Raw genomic sequence first — 19,409 nt, 5'->3', positions numbered from 1 at the left:
TTAGATAATATGAAAGCCACCAAATTTGCATTTGGTGGCTTTCATATTTTTGACCTAGTTAATCGAGATTAACGAGTGCCGTACACCACAATAGTCTTACCGTGTGCAGAAATTAGGTTCTGCTCTTCTAGCATCTTCAAGATACGACCTACTGTCTCACGAGAACAACCAACGATTTGGCCAATCTCTTGACGAGTGATCTTGATTTGCATGCCGTCAGGGTGAGTCATTGCATCTGGCTGTTTCGCCAGGTTTAGTAGCGTTTGAGCGATACGACCAGTTACGTCAAGGAACGCTAAGTCACCAACCTTTTGGCTAGTTACTTGTAGGCGGCTTGCCATTTGCGCTGAAAGACGCATTAGGATGTCTGGATTCACTTGGATAAGTTGACGGAACTTCTTGAAAGAAATTTCAGCTACTTCACAAGGAGATTTAGCACGAACCCAAGCTGTACGCTCTTGGTCTTCTTCGAACAAGCCTAGCTCACCGATGAAGTCGCCTTGGTTTAGGTAAGAAAGAATCATTTCCTTACCTTCTTCGTCTTTAATAAGAACTGCCACAGAACCTTTAACGATGTAGTACAAGGTCTCTGCCTTTTCACCAGCATGGATCAAAGTACTTTTTGAAGGGTACTTATGAATATGACAGTGTGAAAGGAACCACTCTAATGTTGGATCGGTTTGAGGTTTACCTAGAACCATAATATCTCACTTCCTCTGCAGGGTATGCTTGCCGCTTTCCGTATTTTAGCTAAGCCTGAATTGACTTCTTAGGATAAGAGCACTCGGTGAGCGCTGCAAGCTATCTTGTGTTTCGTTTAAGAATAGTATCCTTTTTCAGGTACTATTTCTTGATTTTAATCGTGACCAAGCTACGATTTTTTACGCAAAATTGTGCACATGATCACGGTATGAAAAGTAATCAGCCAGAATGTTGTTTTGTTAACCTATTTTCCCGGTTTCGATGAGTTGTTGTAGGATTGGCCTCACAATGAGCTCCATAGCAAAACTCATCTTGCCACCTGGCACCACTAGTGTGTTATGACGAGACATGAATGAGCCATCAATCATGGCCAAAAGATACGGGAAGTCGACGTTTTTGATGCCGCGCAAACGTATAACAACGAAGCTTTCATCTAAACTTGGAATCCCTTTGGCGTTGAGTGGATTTGATGTATCTACGGTTGGAACACGCTGAAAGTTGATATGAGTACGCGAAAATTGCGGGGTAATATAGTTGAGGTAATCATCCATTGAACGAACAATGGAGTCCATTACTGCTTCGCGTGAGTGGCCACGATCGCGAGTGTCACGAACGAACTTTTGAATCCACTCTAGGTTTACGATAGGGACCATGCCAATCAGAAGATCGACGTGTTGAGAGACATTGATGTCGCCATCAACCACACCACCGTGCAGGCCTTCGTAAAACATCACATCTGAATTTTCAGGGATATCTTGCCATGGCGTGAAGGTGCCCGGCATCTGGTTATAAGGTACAGCCTCATCGAACGTATGTAGGTAACTACGAACTTTACCAGTGCCTTCATTACCGTATTTACGGAAAAACTCTTCTAATGCTGCGAAGTCGTTGGCTTGTGGGCCAAAGTAGCTGATGTGCTTACCTTGCTCACGTGCCTTGCGGATCTCGACGTCCATTTCTGGTCGAGTGAAGCGGTGAAAACTATCCCCTTCAACCCAAGCGGCCTTCACCTCCATCATGTTAAACATTTTTCGGAAGGCTTCTGAGGTAGTGGTGGTGCCGGCTCCTGAAGAACCAGTTACCGCAATAATTGGATGTTTAGCGGACATGACAACCCTTGTCTTATGAGTAACTTACTTGTTAGCAATCGTTTTCCACTATAACACGGCTCTGTGTTAAGCGCAGCTTAGAAGCGTTTTGTGAGTTGGATATCAACGGTTTCGTGCAGTTCAGAAAACACGATGTTAGCCTCACCAGAAGCTAATTGATGTTTCACTTGGTCAATCTTGTTTTGTAGAGAGATCTCCACGTCGCCGTAGTCTGTACCTTCACGCAGTACGAATTCTTTGATGAGGTTTTCCAGCGTGTCAGGCTCAATGTCTTTCCATGAGATGATCATAAATACTTCTCTCTTTTATGTTCATTAATAAGTTGTTGATGTGTGTTCAGTGACTTTTTGAACACAATTCCCTAAAAGTCGATACGCTATCTTAGCAAGGTTTCGCGTTTATATTTAGCAGGCTTAGCGTTATACCGAATCTTGAATGCTTTCATAGTAGGCAGGCAGCGCTTCTTCTAACCAAAATCTTGGTTTTAGTGTACTACCAGTAATGAACCCAACATGACCCCCTTTCTGGAACAATCGATAATCGATGTTATCCGGCAGAACGAATTTAGGAATCACATCATCAGTCATGAAAGGATCGTCTTTAGCATGGATGATCTGAGTCGGTAGCTTTATCTTATTTAGCTTAGGAAGGGCAGAGCACTGTGCGTAATAGTCTTGAGCGCTCTTGAATCCGTGCAGAGGTGCGGTGATTCGTTCATCAAACTCATACAACTTATCAATCTTCTTAATCGTCTCAGCGGTGATGTCGAGCTTCTCTTGCAGCAGGTTAATCTTTTTTAGGGCGTTTGATTTGAGAGAGCTGAGCAGGTACTTCTTGTAGAGCTTAGAAAAGCCTTTCTCAATGCGACTTGCGCAACAAGCCAGATCAAACGGAGCTGACACTATGGTTGCTGCTGATAGCAGAGGATCGTCTGAATACTCAGCCAGATAATTTGCTAGCATGTTTCCGCCTAAAGAGATGCCGACCGCTACCTTGGGGTTATTAGGAAATTTTGCGTGTAGATGTCTTAGGAAAAAGCGAGCATCTTCGACTTCGCCAGAATGGTAAGCACGAGCCAAACGGTTCGGTTTACCGCTACAGCCTCTAAAGTGCATCATCACGGATAACCAACCATCCTTCGCAAATGCATTCATCAGTCCGTTGGCATAAGGGCTCTCAAAACTGCCTTCTAATCCGTGGAATAGGATGAAGATAGGTTTGTTGCTTGTTAGTTCATCGCTATCTGGTGATTCACTCCAAGCAAGGTCTAGGAAATCATCATCAGGCGTTTCTATGGTTTGCCATGTAGGATGGAACAGCGCCTGCTTTCTGATAAACCTTGGCACTAAAGTTTGTAAGTGTGGGTTAGATAAACCAGCTGCTGCGGTAAATATGGTCATAAAACAGTCCGTGCTTTTTATGGGCTTTGAAAAGTATTAAGTATTGCGATGCGCCCACGTTTTTATTTGAGCTTGGTTGATTCTCGGTGCAAGCGCAAGCCTTTCACTGAGACTCAATGTAAAAACATGTTGTGAGTAACTGATTGAATATTATCAAACTTGTACGAGCTAGCCTCTGCTTGCTATGAGCACTCGTTTTGCTAGGGTGCACCGAAATATCAATACGAGAGTAAGCTTGTACCGGAATAACTCAAAAGAGAAAGAAAACAAGTTAAGGCTGAGGGGCGGGTTCAGAAAATGCGTTATAGAGGTTTTCTCCCCCGAGTAGACGACAATATTGCAGGGCCAGTGGCGCTTGTTGATTAGTGAACAGTTGCAGCGAGTTAATACAGTCGACAAGGTCGGATTGCTGTTGCTTCTCAAGTTGCAGTTCAAACTGTAAGGCTTCACGGTAGAGAGAGTCGACAACATGCTCTTTAAGGTGCTTGCGTAACTCTCGATAACTATGAAGTAGGGTTTCAGAGCGGCTTAAGCACTGCTGTACTTTGTGCCACTCTTCTTCTGCAAAAGACACTTGCTGCTCGTCAAGCCATTTGAGGAGCAGCAGTAGATTGACGTTGCCGTGGAACTGGTTTTGCAAAGCTAAGCACGCATCTTTAACACCGCGCACACTGTAATACTGAAGGCTAAACTGCCATAGTCGTTCCAGTGTTAGTGATATTGGGGCGTGCTTTGGGCTCATAAGCTATCCATATCCTGTTCCATCTGCTCAAGCTCTTCTTGAGTGGACATCCAATCCATTTCAACTTCTTCAAGTTGTGACTTGCTGCTCGCTTGTAGGGCGAGTACTTCATTCAGTTTAGCCTTATTTTCAGCTTCATACAGTGAAGTGTCGGATAATTGTTGCTCGGCTTCTTCAAGAGCAAGCGTCAGTTTATCCATCTGCTTTTCAAATTGAGTCAGCTTTTTACGGATTGGTGCGGTTAACTTACGGAACTCCGCTTCTTTACGCTTTTGCTCTTTTTTCGCAGCTGCACTGTTGGCGCCATCTTTCGCTGGAGCCTGCGCTTGTGCTTCTTTGCGTTCTACTTTTTGCTGTTCGGTGAGCCACTTGTAGTAATCGTTCAGGTCACCGTCAAACGGTGCAACTTGGCGGTCGTGTACAAGGTACAGGTCATCAGTGGTTGCACGAAGTAGGTAACGGTCGTGCGATACAATAACCATCGCGCCTTCAAATGTTTGTAGAGCAAATGTCAGCGCCTGACGCATGTCGAGATCCAAGTGGTTGGTTGGTTCATCGAGTAGCAACAGGTTCGGTTTTTGCCATACCAGCAGTGCCAATACTAAACGAGCTTTCTCTCCTCCGGAGAAAGGAGCGACTTTATCCAGTGCCTTCTCGCCTTGGAAGCCAAAGCTACCTAGATAATCACGCAGCTGTTGTTCGGTGTGCTTAGGCGCAATCTGCATCATGTGTTGCAGTGGTGTCTCTTCTGGGTGCAGCGTTTCTAGTTGATGCTGTGCGAAATAACCAATCTTGACGCCTTGTGAGTAGCTCAGCTCGCCACCTTGCTGTTTCAGTTCGCCAGAAAGCAGCTTGATAAGGGTCGATTTACCTGCGCCATTTCGACCCAGCAGACCGATACGGCTGCCCGGTACAAGGTTAAGGCGAATCTTCTCTAGGATTAATTTGTCATCGTAGCCAGCAGAGACCTCGTCCATCATCATGATAGGGTTTGGTAGCGCGTCTGGCTCTCTGAACTCAAAGCTGAATGGGTTATCAAACTGAGCAGGCAGTACTTGTTCCATTTTCTCTAGCGCTTTAATACGGCTTTGCGCTTGGCGAGCCTTTGAAGCTTTATAACGAAAACGGTCGATGTAGCTCTGCATGTGAGCCATCTGTTTTTGCTGCTTCTGATACATCGCCTGTTGCAGAATCAGCTTTTGCGCTCGTTGATTCTCAAACGATGAGTAGTTACCTGTGTACTCATTTAACTTTTGGTTTTCTAAGTGCACGATGCGGTTGACGATAGGGTCTAAGAAGTCTCTATCGTGCGAGATAAGAATCAGTGTACCAGGGTAGCTTTGTAGCCAGCGCTCTAGCCACATTACCGCATCTAAGTCCAAGTGGTTGGTTGGCTCATCGAGCAGCAGTAAGTCACTGCGGCACAGTAGGGCTTGCGCTAGGTTCAGACGCATACGCCAACCACCTGAGAATTGGGTCAGGTTCCACGTCATTTGTTCTTGGCTAAATCCTAGGCCGTCTAGCAGTTCGGCAGCGCGAGCCTTAATGCTGTAACCACCAATGGTTTCTATCTTGCCGTGAATCTCTGCGACTAGTGTGCCGTTGTCGGCTAACTCAGCTTTTTGCAGCTGATCTTCAAGGCCACGATATTCACGGTCACCATCAATCACATATTCAATCGCTGTTCTTTCTAAGGCTGGGGTTTCTTGAGCAACCCACGCCATTTCCCAATGAGCAGGTTTGCTGAATGAACCTGCATCAATCGATAGTTCGTCTTTAATTAAAGCGAACAGCGTCGATTTACCACAGCCGTTTTTACCTACCAAGCCAATCTTGTCGCCAGGGTGAAGAGTCGCAGATGCTTGGTCGAGGAGGGGCTTACCGCCGCGTAGCAATTGAATATCAGAGAAAGTAATCATAGAAATAGCATAGAAATTAGAGGTGAACAGACGCCTGCATAGTAGGCTGAAACCAGATAAAAGTCGATCACAATGCAATTTGCGTTATGATGCCAATAACATATTAATAACTTTTGCTTAAATTCTTGTGGCCTTGCCACCGTTTAGCCTTAAAAGGAATGCTTCAAAGGAATGAGTAATACTCCCTCGACAGACAAAGTAGTGCCCAAAGTATTGGTTATCTACGCGCACCCAGAGCCAGAAACCTCTATTGCCAATCAGATGATGGTTAAGAAAATAGAGTCGCTCGGGCATGTCAAAATTCATGATCTCTATGCCATCTATCCTGACTTCTTTATCGATGTGCCGTATGAGCACTCTCTGCTCCTTGAATATGATGTGATTGTGTTCCAACACCCTCTGTTTATGTATTCCTGTCCTTCATTGCTAAAAGAGTGGTTTGACCGAGTCTTAGGTAAAGGTTTTGCGTTTGGTGAGCAAAGTGCACTGAAAGGTAAACACTGGCGCAGTGTTATCACTACGGGTGGTAAAGAAGAGGCGTTTGGAGCAGCAGGCTATAATAAATATCCATTACAAGAGATTTTACAACCTTTCGAACTTACAGCCGCTTTGTGTCAGATGAATTGGATACCACCTTTGGTTTTACACTGGGCACGAAATGTCTCAGACATGACTCGTTATCAACACGCAGAGGCTTATCGAAACTGGTTGCGAGACCCGCTACTAGATATAGGAGCGAACGATGGCTCTGACTAATGATTTTTTGCAAAGTAGCGTTATATTCTTAGCTGCAGCAGTGGTTGCAGTGCCTATCGCACAGCGCGCCGGTTTAGGCTCGGTATTGGGCTATCTATTAGCTGGTGTGGCAATTGGCCCATGGGGGCTCGGTTTAATCAGCGATGTAGAAGCGATTTTGCACTTTGCCGAATTCGGGGTGGTGCTGCTGCTCTTCCTGATTGGTTTAGAGCTTAACCCTAAAAAACTGTGGCAGATGCGAGCGCCCATTCTTGGGCTAGGTGGCGCACAAGTATTGATAACCACTCTGATGATCACCGCTATCGCCTGTATGTTTGGATTAACGTGGCAAACGAGCCTAGTAATAGGGATGGGTTTAGCCCTATCTTCGACCGCGATCGCTTTAAGGGTTATTGAAGAGCGAGAGCTTGGTGGTAAGGAAGCAGGCCAGTCAGGTTTTGCAGTACTACTTTTCCAAGATATTGCCGTGATCCCTATGTTGGCGATGTTGCCACTGCTTGCAGGTAACACAGGCGGCAGCTGGGCAGACATGTTGTGGATGCTAGGTGGCGTGATTGGTTTACTGGTGGGCGGTCACTTCTTGTTGAGGCCTCTTTTTCGCTATGTGGTAATGAGTGGTGTGCGTGAGTTGTTCACCGTTGCTGCTTTACTGCTGGTGGTTGGCATTGCCGTTATCATGCAGCAGATCGGCTTGTCGATGGCATTGGGTACTTTCCTAGCTGGCGTACTTCTAGCGGAAAGTGAATACCGACATGAGTTGGAAATCGCGATTGATCCATTCAAAGGACTGTTACTTGGCCTGTTCTTCATCTCAGTCGGTATGGCCGTTAACTTGGGGTTATTGGCCGAAAGCCCTTTTGCAATATTGATCGCTGTTCTAGCGTTAGTCGTACTAAAGGGTTTGGTTTTGTACGCTCTTGCTCGAATGTTTGGTACTCAAGCCAAAGCACGTAGCCGCATGGCGATGATTCTTAGCCAAGGCGGTGAATTCGCTTTCGTTATCTTCACGGCGGCAAGTGCACAAGGCATCTTGAGTGGTGAGCAAGTATCGCTTCTGCTAGTAGTTGTGAGTTTATCAATGGTGACCACACCATTAATGCTTAAGCTGCAAGACAAGTTCTTTGCTCGCCAATTGAATCAAATCAGTGAGAATGCGATGTCTTCGGATGTGGTTGATCGTAGCCCTCGAGTGATCATTGCTGGTTTTGGTCGTTTTGGTCAGATCATTGGGCGTCTGATGTATGCTAATAAGATCCGTATTACAATTTTGGAAAGTGACGCTAGCCAAATCCACATCCTAAGAAAGTTTGGCTACAAAGTATTTTACGGAGACTCGACTCACCTAGAGCTGTTACGCGCAGCCGGTGCTGATAAAGCAGAGGCGATTGTGCTGTGTACTGACTCCCCTGATGAAATCATGAAAACCGTCGATTTATGTAAGCAACACTTCCCGCGCTTAAAGATTTTAGCGCGTGCTCGAAGCCGTGTTGAAGCGTATCAATTACTTAACCACGGTGTGAGTAACTACTCTCGTGAAACCTTCCTTGGTGCACTGGATTTAGGTAGTCAAACATTGATTGAACTTGGTATGCATCCGTATAAAGCGAAGCGAGCAGAAGCACACTTTAGAAAGTTGGATAATGGTATGCTCAAAGAGTTACTACCTCAGCATAACGAAGATGCCGAGTTGGCCCAAAGAGCGAAAGAGGCTCGTAAAGAGCTTGAAGAGATTTTTGGACACGAGATGGAAAACGATCACCAGTCTCGAAACTATTGGCAGTAGCCTGAAGTGATAACTCATGCTTGAGTTTAGAGATATAGCTTGAGCTAAGAAATAACAGTCTAGAGAACCAATCTAATAATAAACGTGGTCTTTGCTTCTTCTTAAATAGATTTAGAGTGGAAGAACTGCGAATCCAGAGTAGTAAAGGATATGAAACGTGAAACAGAAAAAACGCTTTATCGCAGGGGCAAGCTGCCCAAGTTGCAACACTCAAGACACACTCCGTTGGTGGATTGAAAATAATATCGAGCTGGTGGAATGTGTCGATTGTGACTTCACAGAACAGCGTAAACCGAAAACTGTAGAGAAATCTGAACACGCGAATCAAGAAATGATCGGTATTTTTAAGCCAGAATGATTGAGTTTCGTTAATTGATCCCCATAATATCCAGGTACAGAATTTTTCCTAAGCTCAACTGTTCGAGCTTAGTCCAAACCTCCTTGGAGCTCTCATGAAAATTGAAAAGAACGTAGTGGTTAGTGTTGCATATCAAGTGAAACTTGAAGATGGCGTAGTAGTTGACCAATCAACTGCAGAAGCTCCACTAGATTACCTTCACGGTCACAACAACCTAATTACAGGTCTTGAAAAAGAGCTTGAAGGCAAAGTAGCTGGCGACAAGTTCTCTGCAACGGTTACTCCAGAAGACGCTTACGGTGAGCACAATGACGCATTAGTGCAACGTGTTCCTGCAGACGTATTCCAAGGTGTTGAGCAAATCGAAGTTGGCATGCGCTTCCTAGCGGACACTGACCAAGGTCCAATTCCTGTAGAAGTAACTGAAGTCGATGGCGACGAAGTTGTGGTAGACGGCAATCACATGCTAGCTGGTCAAACGCTAACGTTTGATGTTGAAGTTGTAGCAGTTCGTGAAGCGACTGAAGAAGAAGTTCAACACGGTCATGTACATCAAGAAGGCGGCTGCGGCGGTCACGGTCACGACCATGATCACGAAGGCGGTTGCTGCGGTGGCGAAGGCCATGACCACGGTGAAGAGAAAAAAGACGGCTGCTGCGGCGGCGGTAGCTGTGGTTCTCACTAATTCCGAATTAACGGTTTAGATTAAGAATCTTGAAAGCCTCCATAATGGAGGCTTTTTTCGTATTGGCACCAAGCCTTTTGATTTGGCTTTTCGTTTACGGCTATATGTATTCGCAAAAAGTTTGGTTTTCGTTATCAGACATCGAATCATGGATGTGGTATTGATAGCACAGCATTATAGAAGACGTCAGTGGAGAGTTTACATGTCGCAACCTTTTTCAATTGCTATTCATGGTGGTGCTGGCACCATCTTGCGAGAGCAAATGAGTGATGAGCTAAAAGCGGGCATTACCGAGGCTTTGGAAAAGTCGGTTTTGGCTGGCTATCAAGTATTGCAGTCGGGTGGCGATGCTTTGGATGCGGTGGTGACATCGGTTAAAGTGATGGAAGACAGCCCGCACTTCAATGCGGGTAAGGGCTCCGTTCTTACGCATGATGAGTTTGTTGAGATGGATGCGTCTGTGATGCACGGTCGTGAAATGGATGCGGGTGCCATTGCTGGTGTTCGCCACATTAAAAACCCGATCGAATTAGCTCGCGATGTGATGCTGAAGAGCGATCATGTATTGTTGATTGGAGAAGGGGCCGAGAAGTTTGCCTTTGAACATGGCTATACCTTTACCGAGCAAGACTACTTCTTCACTGAGCGCCGTTACGACCAGCTTCAATCGATGAAAGAGAAAGGCATATTTGCTCTGTCTGAAGCGAAATACCATGATGACAAAAAATACGGCACGGTTGGCGCTGTGGCATTAGACCAAGCGGGCAACTTGGCGGCAGCGACCAGTACTGGTGGTGTGACAAACAAGAAGTATGGCCGAGTCGGTGATTCACCAATCATTGGTGCGGGCACTATTGCTGAGAATGGTAATGTTGCGGTTTCTACCACAGGCATGGGTGAGTTCTTCTTAAGAAAAATGGTTGCCAGTGATGTGGCTGCGCGCATGCGTTATCTTAAAGAAGACGTTCATACTGCATGTGAACATATCATCCAAGGTGAATTGAAAACCATGGGCGGCGAAGGTGGTTTGATAGCGATTGATGGCCAAGGTGATATTCATTTTGGTATGAACAGTTCCGGCATGTACCGCGCTAGCGTTGATACTGAAGGACGAGTGGAAGTTAAGATCTATGCCGATGACTAGCCAAGCTCCGGTTTAACTCAAATTCCCAATCAGATACACAAAAGGCGACAGATATTCTCTGTCGCCTTTTGTTTTTCAACCAGACCAACAAGCCGCAGCTCATTGTCAACGCACATTAGTAATGTGGTGGTGGCGTCTCTTCAGATGCGTCAGCTAAGTTCGAACCATCAATGTTCTTCACTTTACCCACTACATATTTCATTTGGTCTTGCATCTTAGTGATCAACATCTGTTGTTGGCTAAGCGCTTCATTGAGTTCTTCAATGGTTTGCTCTTGGAAAGCTAGCTGACATTCTAAGTCATTCACGCGGCTTTCTAGTTGTTCAACTCGCTTTTCTGTCATCGTTCTTAATCCACATTCCAAGCTTGGGCTATGCCCGCAGAGGTGCCCGATATCACACGGCTCTTATCATCAAAGGCTGCATCATACACTACCGCGCGAGGAGGGCGAGCATCTTTTAGTGGCTCAGCATCGTGGCGAGAAATTCGTTTGCCATCTTGAGTATTCCACACACTCACTTGGCTGGATGGCGTGCCCGTCACCAACATACTGCCGTCATCAGAAAAACGAGCACTCGAGAAAATCAATTGTCGAGACCAGCTTTGTAGTTGTGCCTGAGGCTCACCTGTTTCAAGGTCCCAGATCATCGCTTGATTGCCGCCATCAGAGGTAAAAGCCAGTTCACCATCACGTTGTAGCGCTACTCGTACTACTCTTTGTTCATGCTCAAAAGTGCGCAGCACCAAGCCCGACTCGGTATCCCACAGGTAGGCTTTATAGTCGTTGCCACCTGATAATGCGTAGTGACCATTGGAAGAAAGGGACACGGAATTAACTTTTTCTCGGTGAGCGAGGAACTCCAGACGGCGTCCGGTGACTAAGTCCACATAGATGGCTTTACCATTAGAAAGGCCAAGCAATACTTTTTCACCATTGCTAGATATATCGACATCGCGAATTAAGCCATCGGAGATAGACCATAGCCCTTCAGCTTGTGTCCAAGATAGGTCCCAAACGGCGAAGTTCATCTGGCTTGCGGTAATGGCAAAGCGGCCATTGTCCGAGATACGGATACGCGATACTTGGTTTTCTAATTGATCTTGTGGGCCGAGTTGAGCTAGCTCTTTGTTTTCGGCAAGGTCCCAAAGTAGTAGGTGTTTTTGCTGAGAGTAGAGCAGGGCGAAGCGTCCATCTCTGCTAAGGGCAAAGCTGGTGGCACCATTGGGCTCAATATCCCAACGCTGCTCATCATCTTGGAAGAAAAAACATCCATTTAACAAGGTGATGACAATTGTACATAGCAATGAGTGGAAAAATATTCGCATCACATCTAATAATCCGGTTTGTGTCGAAAGACATATGACTAGTATATTGTTATAACTAACGTATTCACACCAATCTAATCATTAGATTTGTGCACAATAACCAATGGCTTGGCCATTAATTGGAGAATTCAATGAAATCAGTTTTAAAAGTATCACTGCTTGCCGCAACGGTTATGCTAGCAGTTGGTTGTCAGAAAGAAGAACCAAAGGCAGAAGCTCCACAGGTAGAAGAAGTTAAAGTTGAAGCAGTAAACTTTAAAACAGAAGATGACAAAGCGGCATACGCAATCGGTGTATCTTTCGCTAACTACCTAAGCACAAGCATTGATAAGCCAAGCGAGCTAGGTATTAACCTAGACAAAGATATGGTTCTTCAAGGTATTGAAGATGTATTCGCAGAGAAAACTGCACTGAACGAAGAAGAAACTCGCGCAGCTCTTGAAGCTCTAGATAAGCGTGTTGCAGAAACGATGCAAGCACAAGCGGCTGAAAAATCAGCAGCAGTGAAAAAAGCGGGTGATGACTTCCGCGCTGAGTTCGCTAAAACTGAAGGCGTAAAACAGACTGAATCTGGTCTACTTTACCAAGTAATGACAGCTGGTGAAGGCGCGTCTCCAAAAGACACTGATACCGTTCAAGTACACTACAAAGGCACGCTAACAGACGGCACTCAGTTCGATAGCTCTTACGATCGTGGCGAACCAGCAACATTCCCACTAAACCGCGTAATCCCAGGCTGGACTGAAGGCGTACAACTGATGCAAGTTGGTTCTAAGTACAAGTTCGTTATCCCGCCAGAGCTAGCATACGGTGAGCAAGACACACCGACTATTCCAGCTAACTCAACGCTAGTATTCGAAGTAGAACTACTAAACATCGATAACGCTGAAGCTGCACCTGCACAGTAATATCGGTTAAAAGCCTCGTACTAAAATACGTTGATTGAATGAAAAGCCTAACTTTAAGTTAGGCTTTTTTTATGATTTGAAGGTGAGTATTTGATTTTTAAACTTGTTCTAAATCACTAGTTGCAATGTTAGCTAGGTGTGCAATTAAAATTTTCTGATAAACTTACATAAATTTGTTGATTTTTCACACGAAGGTAAGGAATAAGTGACTACTACAGAAACAGTCAATGCAGATGTGTTACTTGAAATGGAATCAGTCCACGTTATGCCATTCAGTGAACACGATAAAATCATTCTAAGATCTTATGAGGCCGTTGTTGATGGCATCGCGAGCCTTATTGGCCCGTTTTGTGAAATCGTTTTGCACTCTTTAGAAGACCTCAATACTTCTGCGATTAAAATTGCCAACGGAGAAAATACAGGTCGTCAGGTTGGTTCGCCGATCACCGATCTTGCATTGAAGATGCTAAAAGATATTGAAGGTTCTAAGCGCAACTTCTCACGTTCATACTTCACTCGCGCTAAAGGCGGAGTATTGATGAAGTCGATTACTGTTGCTATCCGCAACGGTGAAGACCGAGTGATAGGTCTGCTGTGTATTAACGTGAACCTGGATGCGCCTTTCTCACAAGTGCTGCAATCTTTCATGCCGACACAAGATGCAGACGAAGCTGCATCATCGGTTAACTTCGCCAGTGACGTTGAAGAGCTTGTTGACCAAACAGTTGAGCGCACCATTGAAGAGATCAATGCAGATAAGTCAGTATCGAACAATACCAAGAACCGTCAAATCGTGATGGAGTTGTACGACAAAGGTATTTTCGATATCAAAGATGCGATTAACCGTGTTGCTGAGCGATTGAATATTTCTAAGCACACCGTGTACCTATATATCCGTCAGCGTAAAACAGAGGATGAAGAGGGTTGTTAAGCTATACACTCCTAGTTAATGAGCCTCTCTATGGTTCACAGTCAGCAAGAAGTGCTTACCAGTTTGCCGTGGCTCTGCTTCAACAGGGCCACAAACTCCACAGTGTATTCTTTTATCAAGACGGCGTAAGTAACGGTTCTGACCTTACTGTGCCTGCTAATGATGAGTTTGATTTGGCTGCTGCTTGGCAGGAATTGGCAAATGAACATAATGTGAGTCTTGAGACCTGTGTTGCGGCGGCACTAAGACGTGGCATAATCAGCTCTGAAGAAGCAGAGCAGCATCAGCTTAGTGGCTCTAACTTAGCTTCTGGATTCACACAGGCTGGTTTAGGTAGCCTATCCGAAGCGCTACTCACGCAAGACAGAGTGGTACAGTTTTGAGAAAATTAGCTTTTGTATTTAATAGCTTTCCGCATACTACCGCTGCGGGTAGGGAAGGGTTAGACGCATTATTAGCTGCGTCGGCTTATAGTGAAGACATCGTGGTATTTTTTGTCGGCGATGGTGTGACTCAGCTTCTTAAAGCACAACAGCCTGAACAGACACTTTCACGTGACTACATTTCGGCGTTTAAGCTGATGGATTTGTACGACATCGAACAGGTTTACGTATGTCAGCGAAGCCTGAATCAGTTTGGCCTTTCAGCTGATGACTTGTTGATTGATGTTACCGTCGCTGAAGTCGATGAGTTAGCGCAGACGTTAGCTCAGTGCCAACAGATACTGACTTTCTAGGAATCGCTATGCTTCATATTGTTAAAACAGCGGATAAACTCAAGCTTGCACTTATCTACTCTCAACCACAAGATCAGTTCTTGTTAGTTGAAGATGCAGTGTATGTTTGCCTTCCAAATCATGAGTTATTCACTCAAATCAGTGCAGTTGAGTATGTGTCAGTATTAAAACCCGATCTAAAGAGTCGCGGCCTACAAAAACTGGCCTCTGAAGTCATCACACAAGTAGGCTTTGATGGCTTTGTTGAATTGACAGTTTTAAACGACAAATCAGTCACTTGGTAGCTATGCTCTATCGGTTTGGTCAAAACTAGACCATCCTGAGCTCCAGACGGCTAAAAAAGATCTGTATATTTCTTGACACACATCCCACTGCTGAATAGAATTTTGCGTCCCTAATTGCGACATGTAGTTAGGGATAGATTTTTCACAAAGCTTACTTTCAAGTAAATTTCAGGAGCTAGTTAATGGCAACTATTAACCAGTTGGTTCGCAAACCTCGTGTAAAGCAAGTTGTTAAAAGCAACGTGCCTGCACTAGAAGCGTGCCCACAAAAACGTGGTGTATGTACTCGTGTTTACACTACTACACCTAAAAAACCTAACTCGGCACTACGTAAAGTATGTCGTGTACGTCTAACTAACGGTTTCGAAGTAACTTCGTACATCGGCGGTGAAGGACACAACCTACAAGAGCACAGTGTTGTACTAATCCGTGGCGGTCGTGTAAAAGACCTTCCGGGTGTTCGTTACCACACTGTTCGCGGCGCACTTGACTGTGCTGGCGTTAACGACCGTAAACAAGGTCGTTCTAAGTACGGTGTGAAACGTCCTAAGTCTTAATTGATTCTCTTTTTTAAAAAGAAATCGTTAAGTAAGGCCAAACACTATTTTATTTATTATTCTGAAAAGTTTTGGAAAAAACCTGAAGAAGACAACGGAGAATATCCATGCCACGTCGTCGCGTAATAGGTCAGCGTAAGATCCTTCCAGATCCAAAGTTCAAATCTGAACTGCTGGCAAAATTCGTTAACATCCTAATGGTTGACGGAAAGAAATCTACTGCAGAGAAAATTGTTTACACTGCACTAGATGCAATGGCTGAGAAGTCTGGTAAAGACCACTTAGCTGTATTTGAAGAAGCTCTTGAAAATGTTCGCCCAGCGGTAGAAGTTAAATCTCGCCGTGTAGGTGGTTCAACTTACCAAGTACCTGTAGAAGTTCGTCCGGTTCGCCGTAACGCTCTTGCTATGCGTTGGGTAGTTGAAGCTGCGCGTAAGCGTGGTGAAAAATCTATGGCTCAACGCCTAGCTGCTGAAATGCTAGACGCGTCTGAGAACAAAGGTACTGCGGTTAAGAAACGTGAAGACGTTCACCGCATGGCTGACGCAAACAAAGCGTTCGCACATTACCGTTGGTAATACCTTTTTAGTGCTGCAAGGTTCCTTGCAGCACTTCTTTAGTTCCTATGCTTATGCTAGGAACTATTGCTATTTCTAGGGCTGGCAATTTTTAATCCTAGGTATAGCAATAGTCCCTAAGTCTCTAATAAGAGGATTCAACCGTGGCTCGTAAAACTCCTATTGAGCAGTACCGTAACATTGGTATCGTTGCTCACGTAGATGCAGGTAAAACAACCACAAGTGAACGTATTCTGTTCTATACCGGTCTTTCTCACAAAATCGGCGAAGTTCACGATGGTGCAGCAACCATGGACTGGATGGAGCAAGAGCAAGAGCGCGGTATTACGATCACTTCAGCAGCAACCACTACGTTTTGGCGTGGTATGGAAGCGCAATTCCCAGATCACCGTATCAACATCATCGACACTCCTGGACACGTTGACTTCACTATCGAAGTAGAACGTTCTCTACGTGTACTTGATGGTGCCGTTGTTGTGTTCTGTGGTTCATCTGGTGTTGAGCCTCAATCAGAGACAGTTTGGCGTCAAGCTGATAAGTACCAAGTTCCTCGTATGGTTTTCGTTAACAAAATGGACCGTACTGGCGCAGACTTCTTGCGCGTTATCGAGCAGATCAAGGACCGCCTAGGCGCGACTCCTGTTCCGATTCAACTGAACATTGGTGCTGAAGAAAACTTCCAAGGTGTTGTCGATCTAATCAAGATGAAGGCAATCAACTGGAACGAAGCTGACCAGGGCATGACTTTTACGTACGAAGACATTCCAGCAGACATGCAAGAAATGGCTGAAGAATATCGTACAGAACTTGTTGAAGCAGCGGCAGAAGCTTCTGAAGAGCTAATGGATAAGTACCTTGAAGAAGGTGAACTGACAGAAGCTGAAATCAAACAAGGTCTTCGTACTCGTACCCTTAACAATGAAATCGTACTAGCAACTTGTGGTAGTGCATTCAAAAACAAAGGTGTACAAGCTGTTCTAGATGCAGTGGTTGATTTCCTTCCTTCTCCAGTTGATGTTCCTGCAATTAAGGGCATCGATGAAGACGAGAATGAAGCAGAGCGTCACGCGGACGACAAAGAACCGTTCTCAGCGCTAGCATTCAAGATCGCAACAGACCCATTCGTTGGTACTCTAACTTTCATCCGTGTTTACTCTGGTGTTATTGAAAGCGGTAAAACAGCTTACAACTCTGTGAAGAAACAACGTGAACGTTTAGGTCGCATTGTACAAATGCACTCAAATAAGCGTGAAGAAGTAAAAGAAGTACGAGCAGGTGACATCGCGGCTATTATCGGCCTAAAAGATGTGACCACTGGTGAAACTTTGTGTGACCAGAACCATAAGATTGTTCTAGAGCGCATGGAGTTCCCAGACCCAGTTATTCAGATCGTTGTAGAGCCAAGCTCACAAGCCGATCAAGATAAAATGACTATCGCGCTAAGTAAATTAGCAGCAGAAGACCCATCGTTCCGCGTCGATATGGATGACGAAACAGGCCAGACACTGATTTCTGGTATGGGTGAATTACACTTAGATATCATCGTTGACCGTATGAAGCGCGAATTTAGCGTGAACTGCAACGTTGGTAACCCGCAAGTGGCTTACCGTGAAACAATTCGTGGTACAGCGAAAGCGGAAGGTAAATTTATCCGTGAACACGGTGGTAAAGGTCAGTACGGTCATGTATGGCTGAAACTGGAGCCATCAGAAGTTGGTGAAGGCTTTGTCTTCGTGGATGAAATTGCCGATGGCACAGTACCAAAAGAGTTTATTGCTTCAGTAGCTAAAGGCGTTGAAGAGCAGATGAACAATGGTGTGCTTGCTGGCTATCCAGTTCTGGATATCAAAGCTACACTATATGATGGTTCTTACCATGAAACAGATTCAAGTGAGATGGCGTTTACAATCGCTGCCTCTATGGCTTTCAGAACAGGTGCACTTGAAGCGCAACCAGTTCTGCTTGAGCCTATGATGAAAGTTGAAGTGACTACTCCAGAAGACTGGATGGGTGACGTTGTTGGCGATATTAACCGTCGTCGCGGCATCATCGAAGGTATGGACGAGGGGACAGCTGGCCTGAAGATAATTCGTGCACAAGTTCCGTTGTCTGTCATGTTCGGTTACTCAACTGATTTACGTTCTGCGACACAAGGTCGTGCTTCTTACTCTATGGAGTTTAGTGAGTACGCTGAAGTGCCTAACAATGTTGCAAAAGCAATCATTGCAGAGCGTGGTTAAACAAAAGGAAGGCATTTTTTTCATTTTTTGAAAGATCTAATGCGTCCAAATATTGCGCTAACGGGAGTTGGCGCATAAAATAGCAATTTCTGGCGCGTCTCGCTCAATAATGAACGTGGCGAATCATAACTAGGAAGGAACACGATTGTGTCTAAAGAAAAATTTGAACGTACGAAACCGCACGTAAACGTTGGTACTATCGGCCACGTTGACCACGGTAAAACAACTCTAACTGCTGCTATCTGTACTACACTTGCAAAAGTGTACGGTGGTGTTGCTAAAGATTTCGCATCTATCGATAACGCTCCAGAAGAGCGTGAGCGCGGTATCACAATCGCTACTTCTCACGTTGAGTACGACACTCCATCACGCCACTACGCACACGTAGACTGCCCAGNTGTCTAAAGAAAAATTTGAACGTACGAAACCGCACGTAAACGTTGGTACTATCGGCCACGTTGACCACGGTAAAACAACTCTAACTGCTGCTATCTGTACTACACTTGCAAAAGTGTACGGTGGTGTTGCTAAAGATTTCGCATCTATCGATAACGCTCCAGAAGAGCGTGAGCGCGGTATCACAATCGCTACTTCTCACGTTGAGTACGACACTCCATCACGCCACTACGCACACGTAGACTGCCCAGGACACGCGGATTATGTTAAAAACATGATCACTGGTGCTGCGCAAATGGACGGTGGTATCCTAGTTGTTGCTGCGACTGATGGCCCAATGCCTCAAACTCGTGAGCACATCCTACTTGGTCGTCAAGTTGGTATCCCTTACATCATCGTATTCATGAACAAATGTGACATGGTTGATGACGAAGAGCTACTTGAGCTAGTAGAAATGGAAGTTCGTGAACTTCTTTCTGAGTACGACTTCCCAGGTGATGACCTACCAGTTATCCAAGGTTCTGCACTTGGCGCACTAAATGGCGAGAAGCAGTGGGAAGACAAGATCATTGAGCTTGCAGAAGCACTAGATTCTTACATCCCTGAGCCAGAGCGTGCAGTTGATCAACCGTTCCTACTACCAATCGAAGACGTATTCTCGATCCAAGGTCGTGGTACTGTTGTAACTGGTCGTATCGAGCGTGGTATCCTACGTGTAGGTGACGAAGTAGAAATCGTTGGTATCAAAGAGACTACTCTTACTACTTGTACTGGTGTTGAAATGTTCCGTAAGCTGCTTGACGAAGGTCGTGCAGGTGAGAACGTTGGTGCACTACTACGTGGTACTAAGCGTGA

22 protein-coding genes and 1 pseudogene are annotated in these 19,409 nt (G+C 45.2%); 15 read left to right on the top strand and 8 right to left on the bottom strand.

Annotated elements, in window-relative coordinates; translation table 11 throughout:
* Positions 1–68: 68 nt before the first annotated feature.
* From crp to L1D11_RS09940, 6 genes are all read right to left on the bottom strand, one after another.
* Positions 69–701 carry a cAMP-activated global transcriptional regulator CRP gene (gene crp / locus L1D11_RS09965; protein WP_004410522.1) on the bottom strand — a complete coding sequence of 211 codons (633 nt, stop codon included), beginning with the start codon at positions 699–701 and terminating at the stop codon, positions 69–71.
* Between the two features lie 240 nt (positions 702–941).
* The gene (locus tag L1D11_RS09960; protein WP_239832405.1) at positions 942–1,811 is read right to left on the bottom strand and encodes a phosphoribulokinase; all 870 of its coding nucleotides are present in this window, start codon (positions 1,809–1,811) and stop codon (positions 942–944) included.
* 77 nt (positions 1,812–1,888) lie between these two features.
* Positions 1,889–2,101: a YheU family protein gene (locus L1D11_RS09955; RefSeq protein ID WP_239832406.1), complete on the bottom strand. Its 213-nt coding sequence runs from the start codon at positions 2,099–2,101 to the stop codon at positions 1,889–1,891.
* Positions 2,102–2,230: 129 nt separating this feature from the next.
* Positions 2,231–3,211 carry a hydrolase gene (locus L1D11_RS09950; RefSeq protein ID WP_239832407.1) on the bottom strand — a complete coding sequence of 327 codons (981 nt, stop codon included), beginning with the start codon at positions 3,209–3,211 and terminating at the stop codon, positions 2,231–2,233.
* Positions 3,212–3,482: 271 nt separating this feature from the next.
* Positions 3,483–3,953: a TIGR02444 family protein gene (locus L1D11_RS09945; protein ID WP_239832408.1), complete on the bottom strand. Its 471-nt coding sequence runs from the start codon at positions 3,951–3,953 to the stop codon at positions 3,483–3,485.
* A complete protein-coding gene (locus L1D11_RS09940; RefSeq protein WP_239832409.1) occupies positions 3,950–5,872 on the bottom strand; it encodes an ABC transporter ATP-binding protein in 1,923 nt (640 codons plus the stop codon). Before L1D11_RS09940 ends, L1D11_RS09945 begins: the two co-directional genes overlap by 4 nt.
* Before the next feature lie 171 nt (positions 5,873–6,043).
* Here L1D11_RS09940 and kefG point away from each other — a divergent pair, with 171 nt between their 5' ends.
* The 5 genes from kefG to L1D11_RS09915 all read left to right on the top strand — a co-directional run bounded on the left by kefG (position 6,044) and on the right by L1D11_RS09915 (position 10,598).
* Positions 6,044–6,628, top strand: coding sequence for a glutathione-regulated potassium-efflux system ancillary protein KefG (gene kefG / locus L1D11_RS09935; protein WP_239832410.1), 585 nt, complete (start codon positions 6,044–6,046; stop codon positions 6,626–6,628).
* Positions 6,615–8,411 carry a glutathione-regulated potassium-efflux system protein KefB gene (gene kefB / locus L1D11_RS09930; protein ID WP_239832411.1) on the top strand — a complete coding sequence of 599 codons (1,797 nt, stop codon included), beginning with the start codon at positions 6,615–6,617 and terminating at the stop codon, positions 8,409–8,411. Before kefG ends, kefB begins: the two co-directional genes overlap by 14 nt.
* 157 nt (positions 8,412–8,568) lie before the next feature.
* Positions 8,569–8,769: a YheV family putative zinc ribbon protein gene (locus L1D11_RS09925; RefSeq protein WP_029235422.1), complete on the top strand. Its 201-nt coding sequence runs from the start codon at positions 8,569–8,571 to the stop codon at positions 8,767–8,769.
* A 94-nt stretch (positions 8,770–8,863) separates the two neighbouring features.
* On the top strand, positions 8,864–9,454 hold the full coding sequence (slyD, locus tag L1D11_RS09920) for a peptidylprolyl isomerase (protein ID WP_076656805.1): 591 nt from the start codon (positions 8,864–8,866) through the stop codon (positions 9,452–9,454).
* 202 nt (positions 9,455–9,656) lie between these two features.
* Complete coding sequence (locus tag L1D11_RS09915) at positions 9,657–10,598, top strand: isoaspartyl peptidase/L-asparaginase (protein ID WP_239832412.1); 942 nt, start codon at positions 9,657–9,659, stop codon at positions 10,596–10,598.
* 115 nt (positions 10,599–10,713) lie between these two features.
* Here the strand turns inward: L1D11_RS09915 and L1D11_RS09910 are convergent, their stop codons facing one another.
* Both L1D11_RS09910 and L1D11_RS09905 read right to left on the bottom strand, forming a co-directional pair.
* The gene (locus L1D11_RS09910) at positions 10,714–10,941 is read right to left on the bottom strand and encodes a SlyX family protein (protein ID WP_004737187.1); all 228 of its coding nucleotides are present in this window, start codon (positions 10,939–10,941) and stop codon (positions 10,714–10,716) included.
* Positions 10,942–10,946: 5 nt separating this feature from the next.
* Positions 10,947–11,924, bottom strand: a complete 978-nt coding sequence (locus L1D11_RS09905) for a hypothetical protein (RefSeq protein ID WP_239832418.1) — start codon at positions 11,922–11,924, stop codon at positions 10,947–10,949.
* Positions 11,925–12,055: 131 nt separating this feature from the next.
* Here L1D11_RS09905 and fkpA point away from each other — a divergent pair, with 131 nt between their 5' ends.
* From fkpA to tuf, 10 genes and pseudogenes are all read left to right on the top strand, one after another.
* Positions 12,056–12,832 (top strand): FKBP-type peptidyl-prolyl cis-trans isomerase, encoded by a 777-nt coding sequence (fkpA, locus tag L1D11_RS09900; RefSeq protein ID WP_076656808.1) that lies wholly within the window; start codon positions 12,056–12,058, stop codon positions 12,830–12,832.
* 205 nt (positions 12,833–13,037) lie between these two features.
* Positions 13,038–13,763 (top strand): transcriptional regulator, encoded by a 726-nt coding sequence (locus L1D11_RS09895; protein ID WP_004729851.1) that lies wholly within the window; start codon positions 13,038–13,040, stop codon positions 13,761–13,763.
* A complete protein-coding gene (gene tusD / locus L1D11_RS09890; RefSeq protein WP_239832413.1) occupies positions 13,757–14,146 on the top strand; it encodes a sulfurtransferase complex subunit TusD in 390 nt (129 codons plus the stop codon). The genes L1D11_RS09895 and tusD overlap by 7 nt, the downstream gene beginning before the upstream one ends.
* Complete coding sequence (gene tusC, locus L1D11_RS09885) at positions 14,143–14,499, top strand: sulfurtransferase complex subunit TusC (RefSeq protein WP_239832414.1); 357 nt, start codon at positions 14,143–14,145, stop codon at positions 14,497–14,499. The genes tusD and tusC overlap by 4 nt, the downstream gene beginning before the upstream one ends.
* Before the next feature lie 8 nt (positions 14,500–14,507).
* Entirely contained in the window at positions 14,508–14,783 is a 276-nt protein-coding gene (gene tusB / locus L1D11_RS09880) for a sulfurtransferase complex subunit TusB (RefSeq protein WP_239832415.1), read from the top strand.
* A gap of 182 nt (positions 14,784–14,965) precedes the next feature.
* Positions 14,966–15,340 (top strand): 30S ribosomal protein S12, encoded by a 375-nt coding sequence (gene rpsL / locus L1D11_RS09875; RefSeq protein ID WP_004737194.1) that lies wholly within the window; start codon positions 14,966–14,968, stop codon positions 15,338–15,340.
* Positions 15,341–15,447: 107 nt separating this feature from the next.
* Positions 15,448–15,918, top strand: coding sequence for a 30S ribosomal protein S7 (rpsG, locus tag L1D11_RS09870; RefSeq protein ID WP_004737195.1), 471 nt, complete (start codon positions 15,448–15,450; stop codon positions 15,916–15,918).
* Between the two features lie 143 nt (positions 15,919–16,061).
* Complete coding sequence (gene fusA / locus L1D11_RS09865) at positions 16,062–18,158, top strand: elongation factor G (protein ID WP_239832416.1); 2,097 nt, start codon at positions 16,062–16,064, stop codon at positions 18,156–18,158.
* 147 nt (positions 18,159–18,305) lie between these two features.
* Positions 18,306–18,554: pseudogene (locus L1D11_RS09860) on the top strand (GTP-binding protein); the annotation flags it as partial.
* Between the two features lies 1 nt (position 18,555).
* A partial coding sequence (tuf, locus tag L1D11_RS09855) for an elongation factor Tu (protein ID WP_239862395.1) occupies positions 18,556–19,409 on the top strand: 854 nt, incomplete at its 3' end.

Source organism: Vibrio sp. Isolate32 (assembly GCF_022397955.1).
In the GTDB taxonomy this organism is placed as follows: Bacteria; Pseudomonadota; Gammaproteobacteria; order Enterobacterales; family Vibrionaceae; genus Vibrio.
The sequence above is the reverse complement of the archived record's forward strand: the minus strand, read 5'-3'. Positions and strand labels throughout refer to the sequence as shown.

Bases quoted from the DNA above. Each gene is read 5' to 3' on its own strand.
- slyD (WP_076656805.1), top strand. From the start codon at position 8,864: ATGAAAATTGAAAAGAACGTAGTGGTTAGTGTTGCATATCAAGTGAAA.
- L1D11_RS09910 (WP_004737187.1), bottom strand. From the start codon at position 10,941: ATGACAGAAAAGCGAGTTGAACAACTAGAAAGCCGCGTGAATGACTTA.
- L1D11_RS09905 (WP_239832418.1), bottom strand. From the start codon at position 11,924: ATGCGAATATTTTTCCACTCATTGCTATGTACAATTGTCATCACCTTG.
- L1D11_RS09945 (WP_239832408.1), bottom strand. From the start codon at position 3,953: ATGAGCCCAAAGCACGCCCCAATATCACTAACACTGGAACGACTATGG.
- L1D11_RS09960 (WP_239832405.1), bottom strand. From the start codon at position 1,811: ATGTCCGCTAAACATCCAATTATTGCGGTAACTGGTTCTTCAGGAGCC.
- kefB (WP_239832411.1), top strand. From the start codon at position 6,615: ATGGCTCTGACTAATGATTTTTTGCAAAGTAGCGTTATATTCTTAGCT.
- tusB (WP_239832415.1), top strand. From the start codon at position 14,508: ATGCTTCATATTGTTAAAACAGCGGATAAACTCAAGCTTGCACTTATC.
- L1D11_RS09950 (WP_239832407.1), bottom strand. From the start codon at position 3,211: ATGACCATATTTACCGCAGCAGCTGGTTTATCTAACCCACACTTACAA.
- fkpA (WP_076656808.1), top strand. From the start codon at position 12,056: ATGAAATCAGTTTTAAAAGTATCACTGCTTGCCGCAACGGTTATGCTA.
- L1D11_RS09915 (WP_239832412.1), top strand. From the start codon at position 9,657: ATGTCGCAACCTTTTTCAATTGCTATTCATGGTGGTGCTGGCACCATC.
- L1D11_RS09955 (WP_239832406.1), bottom strand. From the start codon at position 2,101: ATGATCATCTCATGGAAAGACATTGAGCCTGACACGCTGGAAAACCTC.
- crp (WP_004410522.1), bottom strand. From the start codon at position 701: ATGGTTCTAGGTAAACCTCAAACCGATCCAACATTAGAGTGGTTCCTT.
- rpsL (WP_004737194.1), top strand. From the start codon at position 14,966: ATGGCAACTATTAACCAGTTGGTTCGCAAACCTCGTGTAAAGCAAGTT.
- kefG (WP_239832410.1), top strand. From the start codon at position 6,044: ATGAGTAATACTCCCTCGACAGACAAAGTAGTGCCCAAAGTATTGGTT.
- rpsG (WP_004737195.1), top strand. From the start codon at position 15,448: ATGCCACGTCGTCGCGTAATAGGTCAGCGTAAGATCCTTCCAGATCCA.
- L1D11_RS09940 (WP_239832409.1), bottom strand. From the start codon at position 5,872: ATGATTACTTTCTCTGATATTCAATTGCTACGCGGCGGTAAGCCCCTC.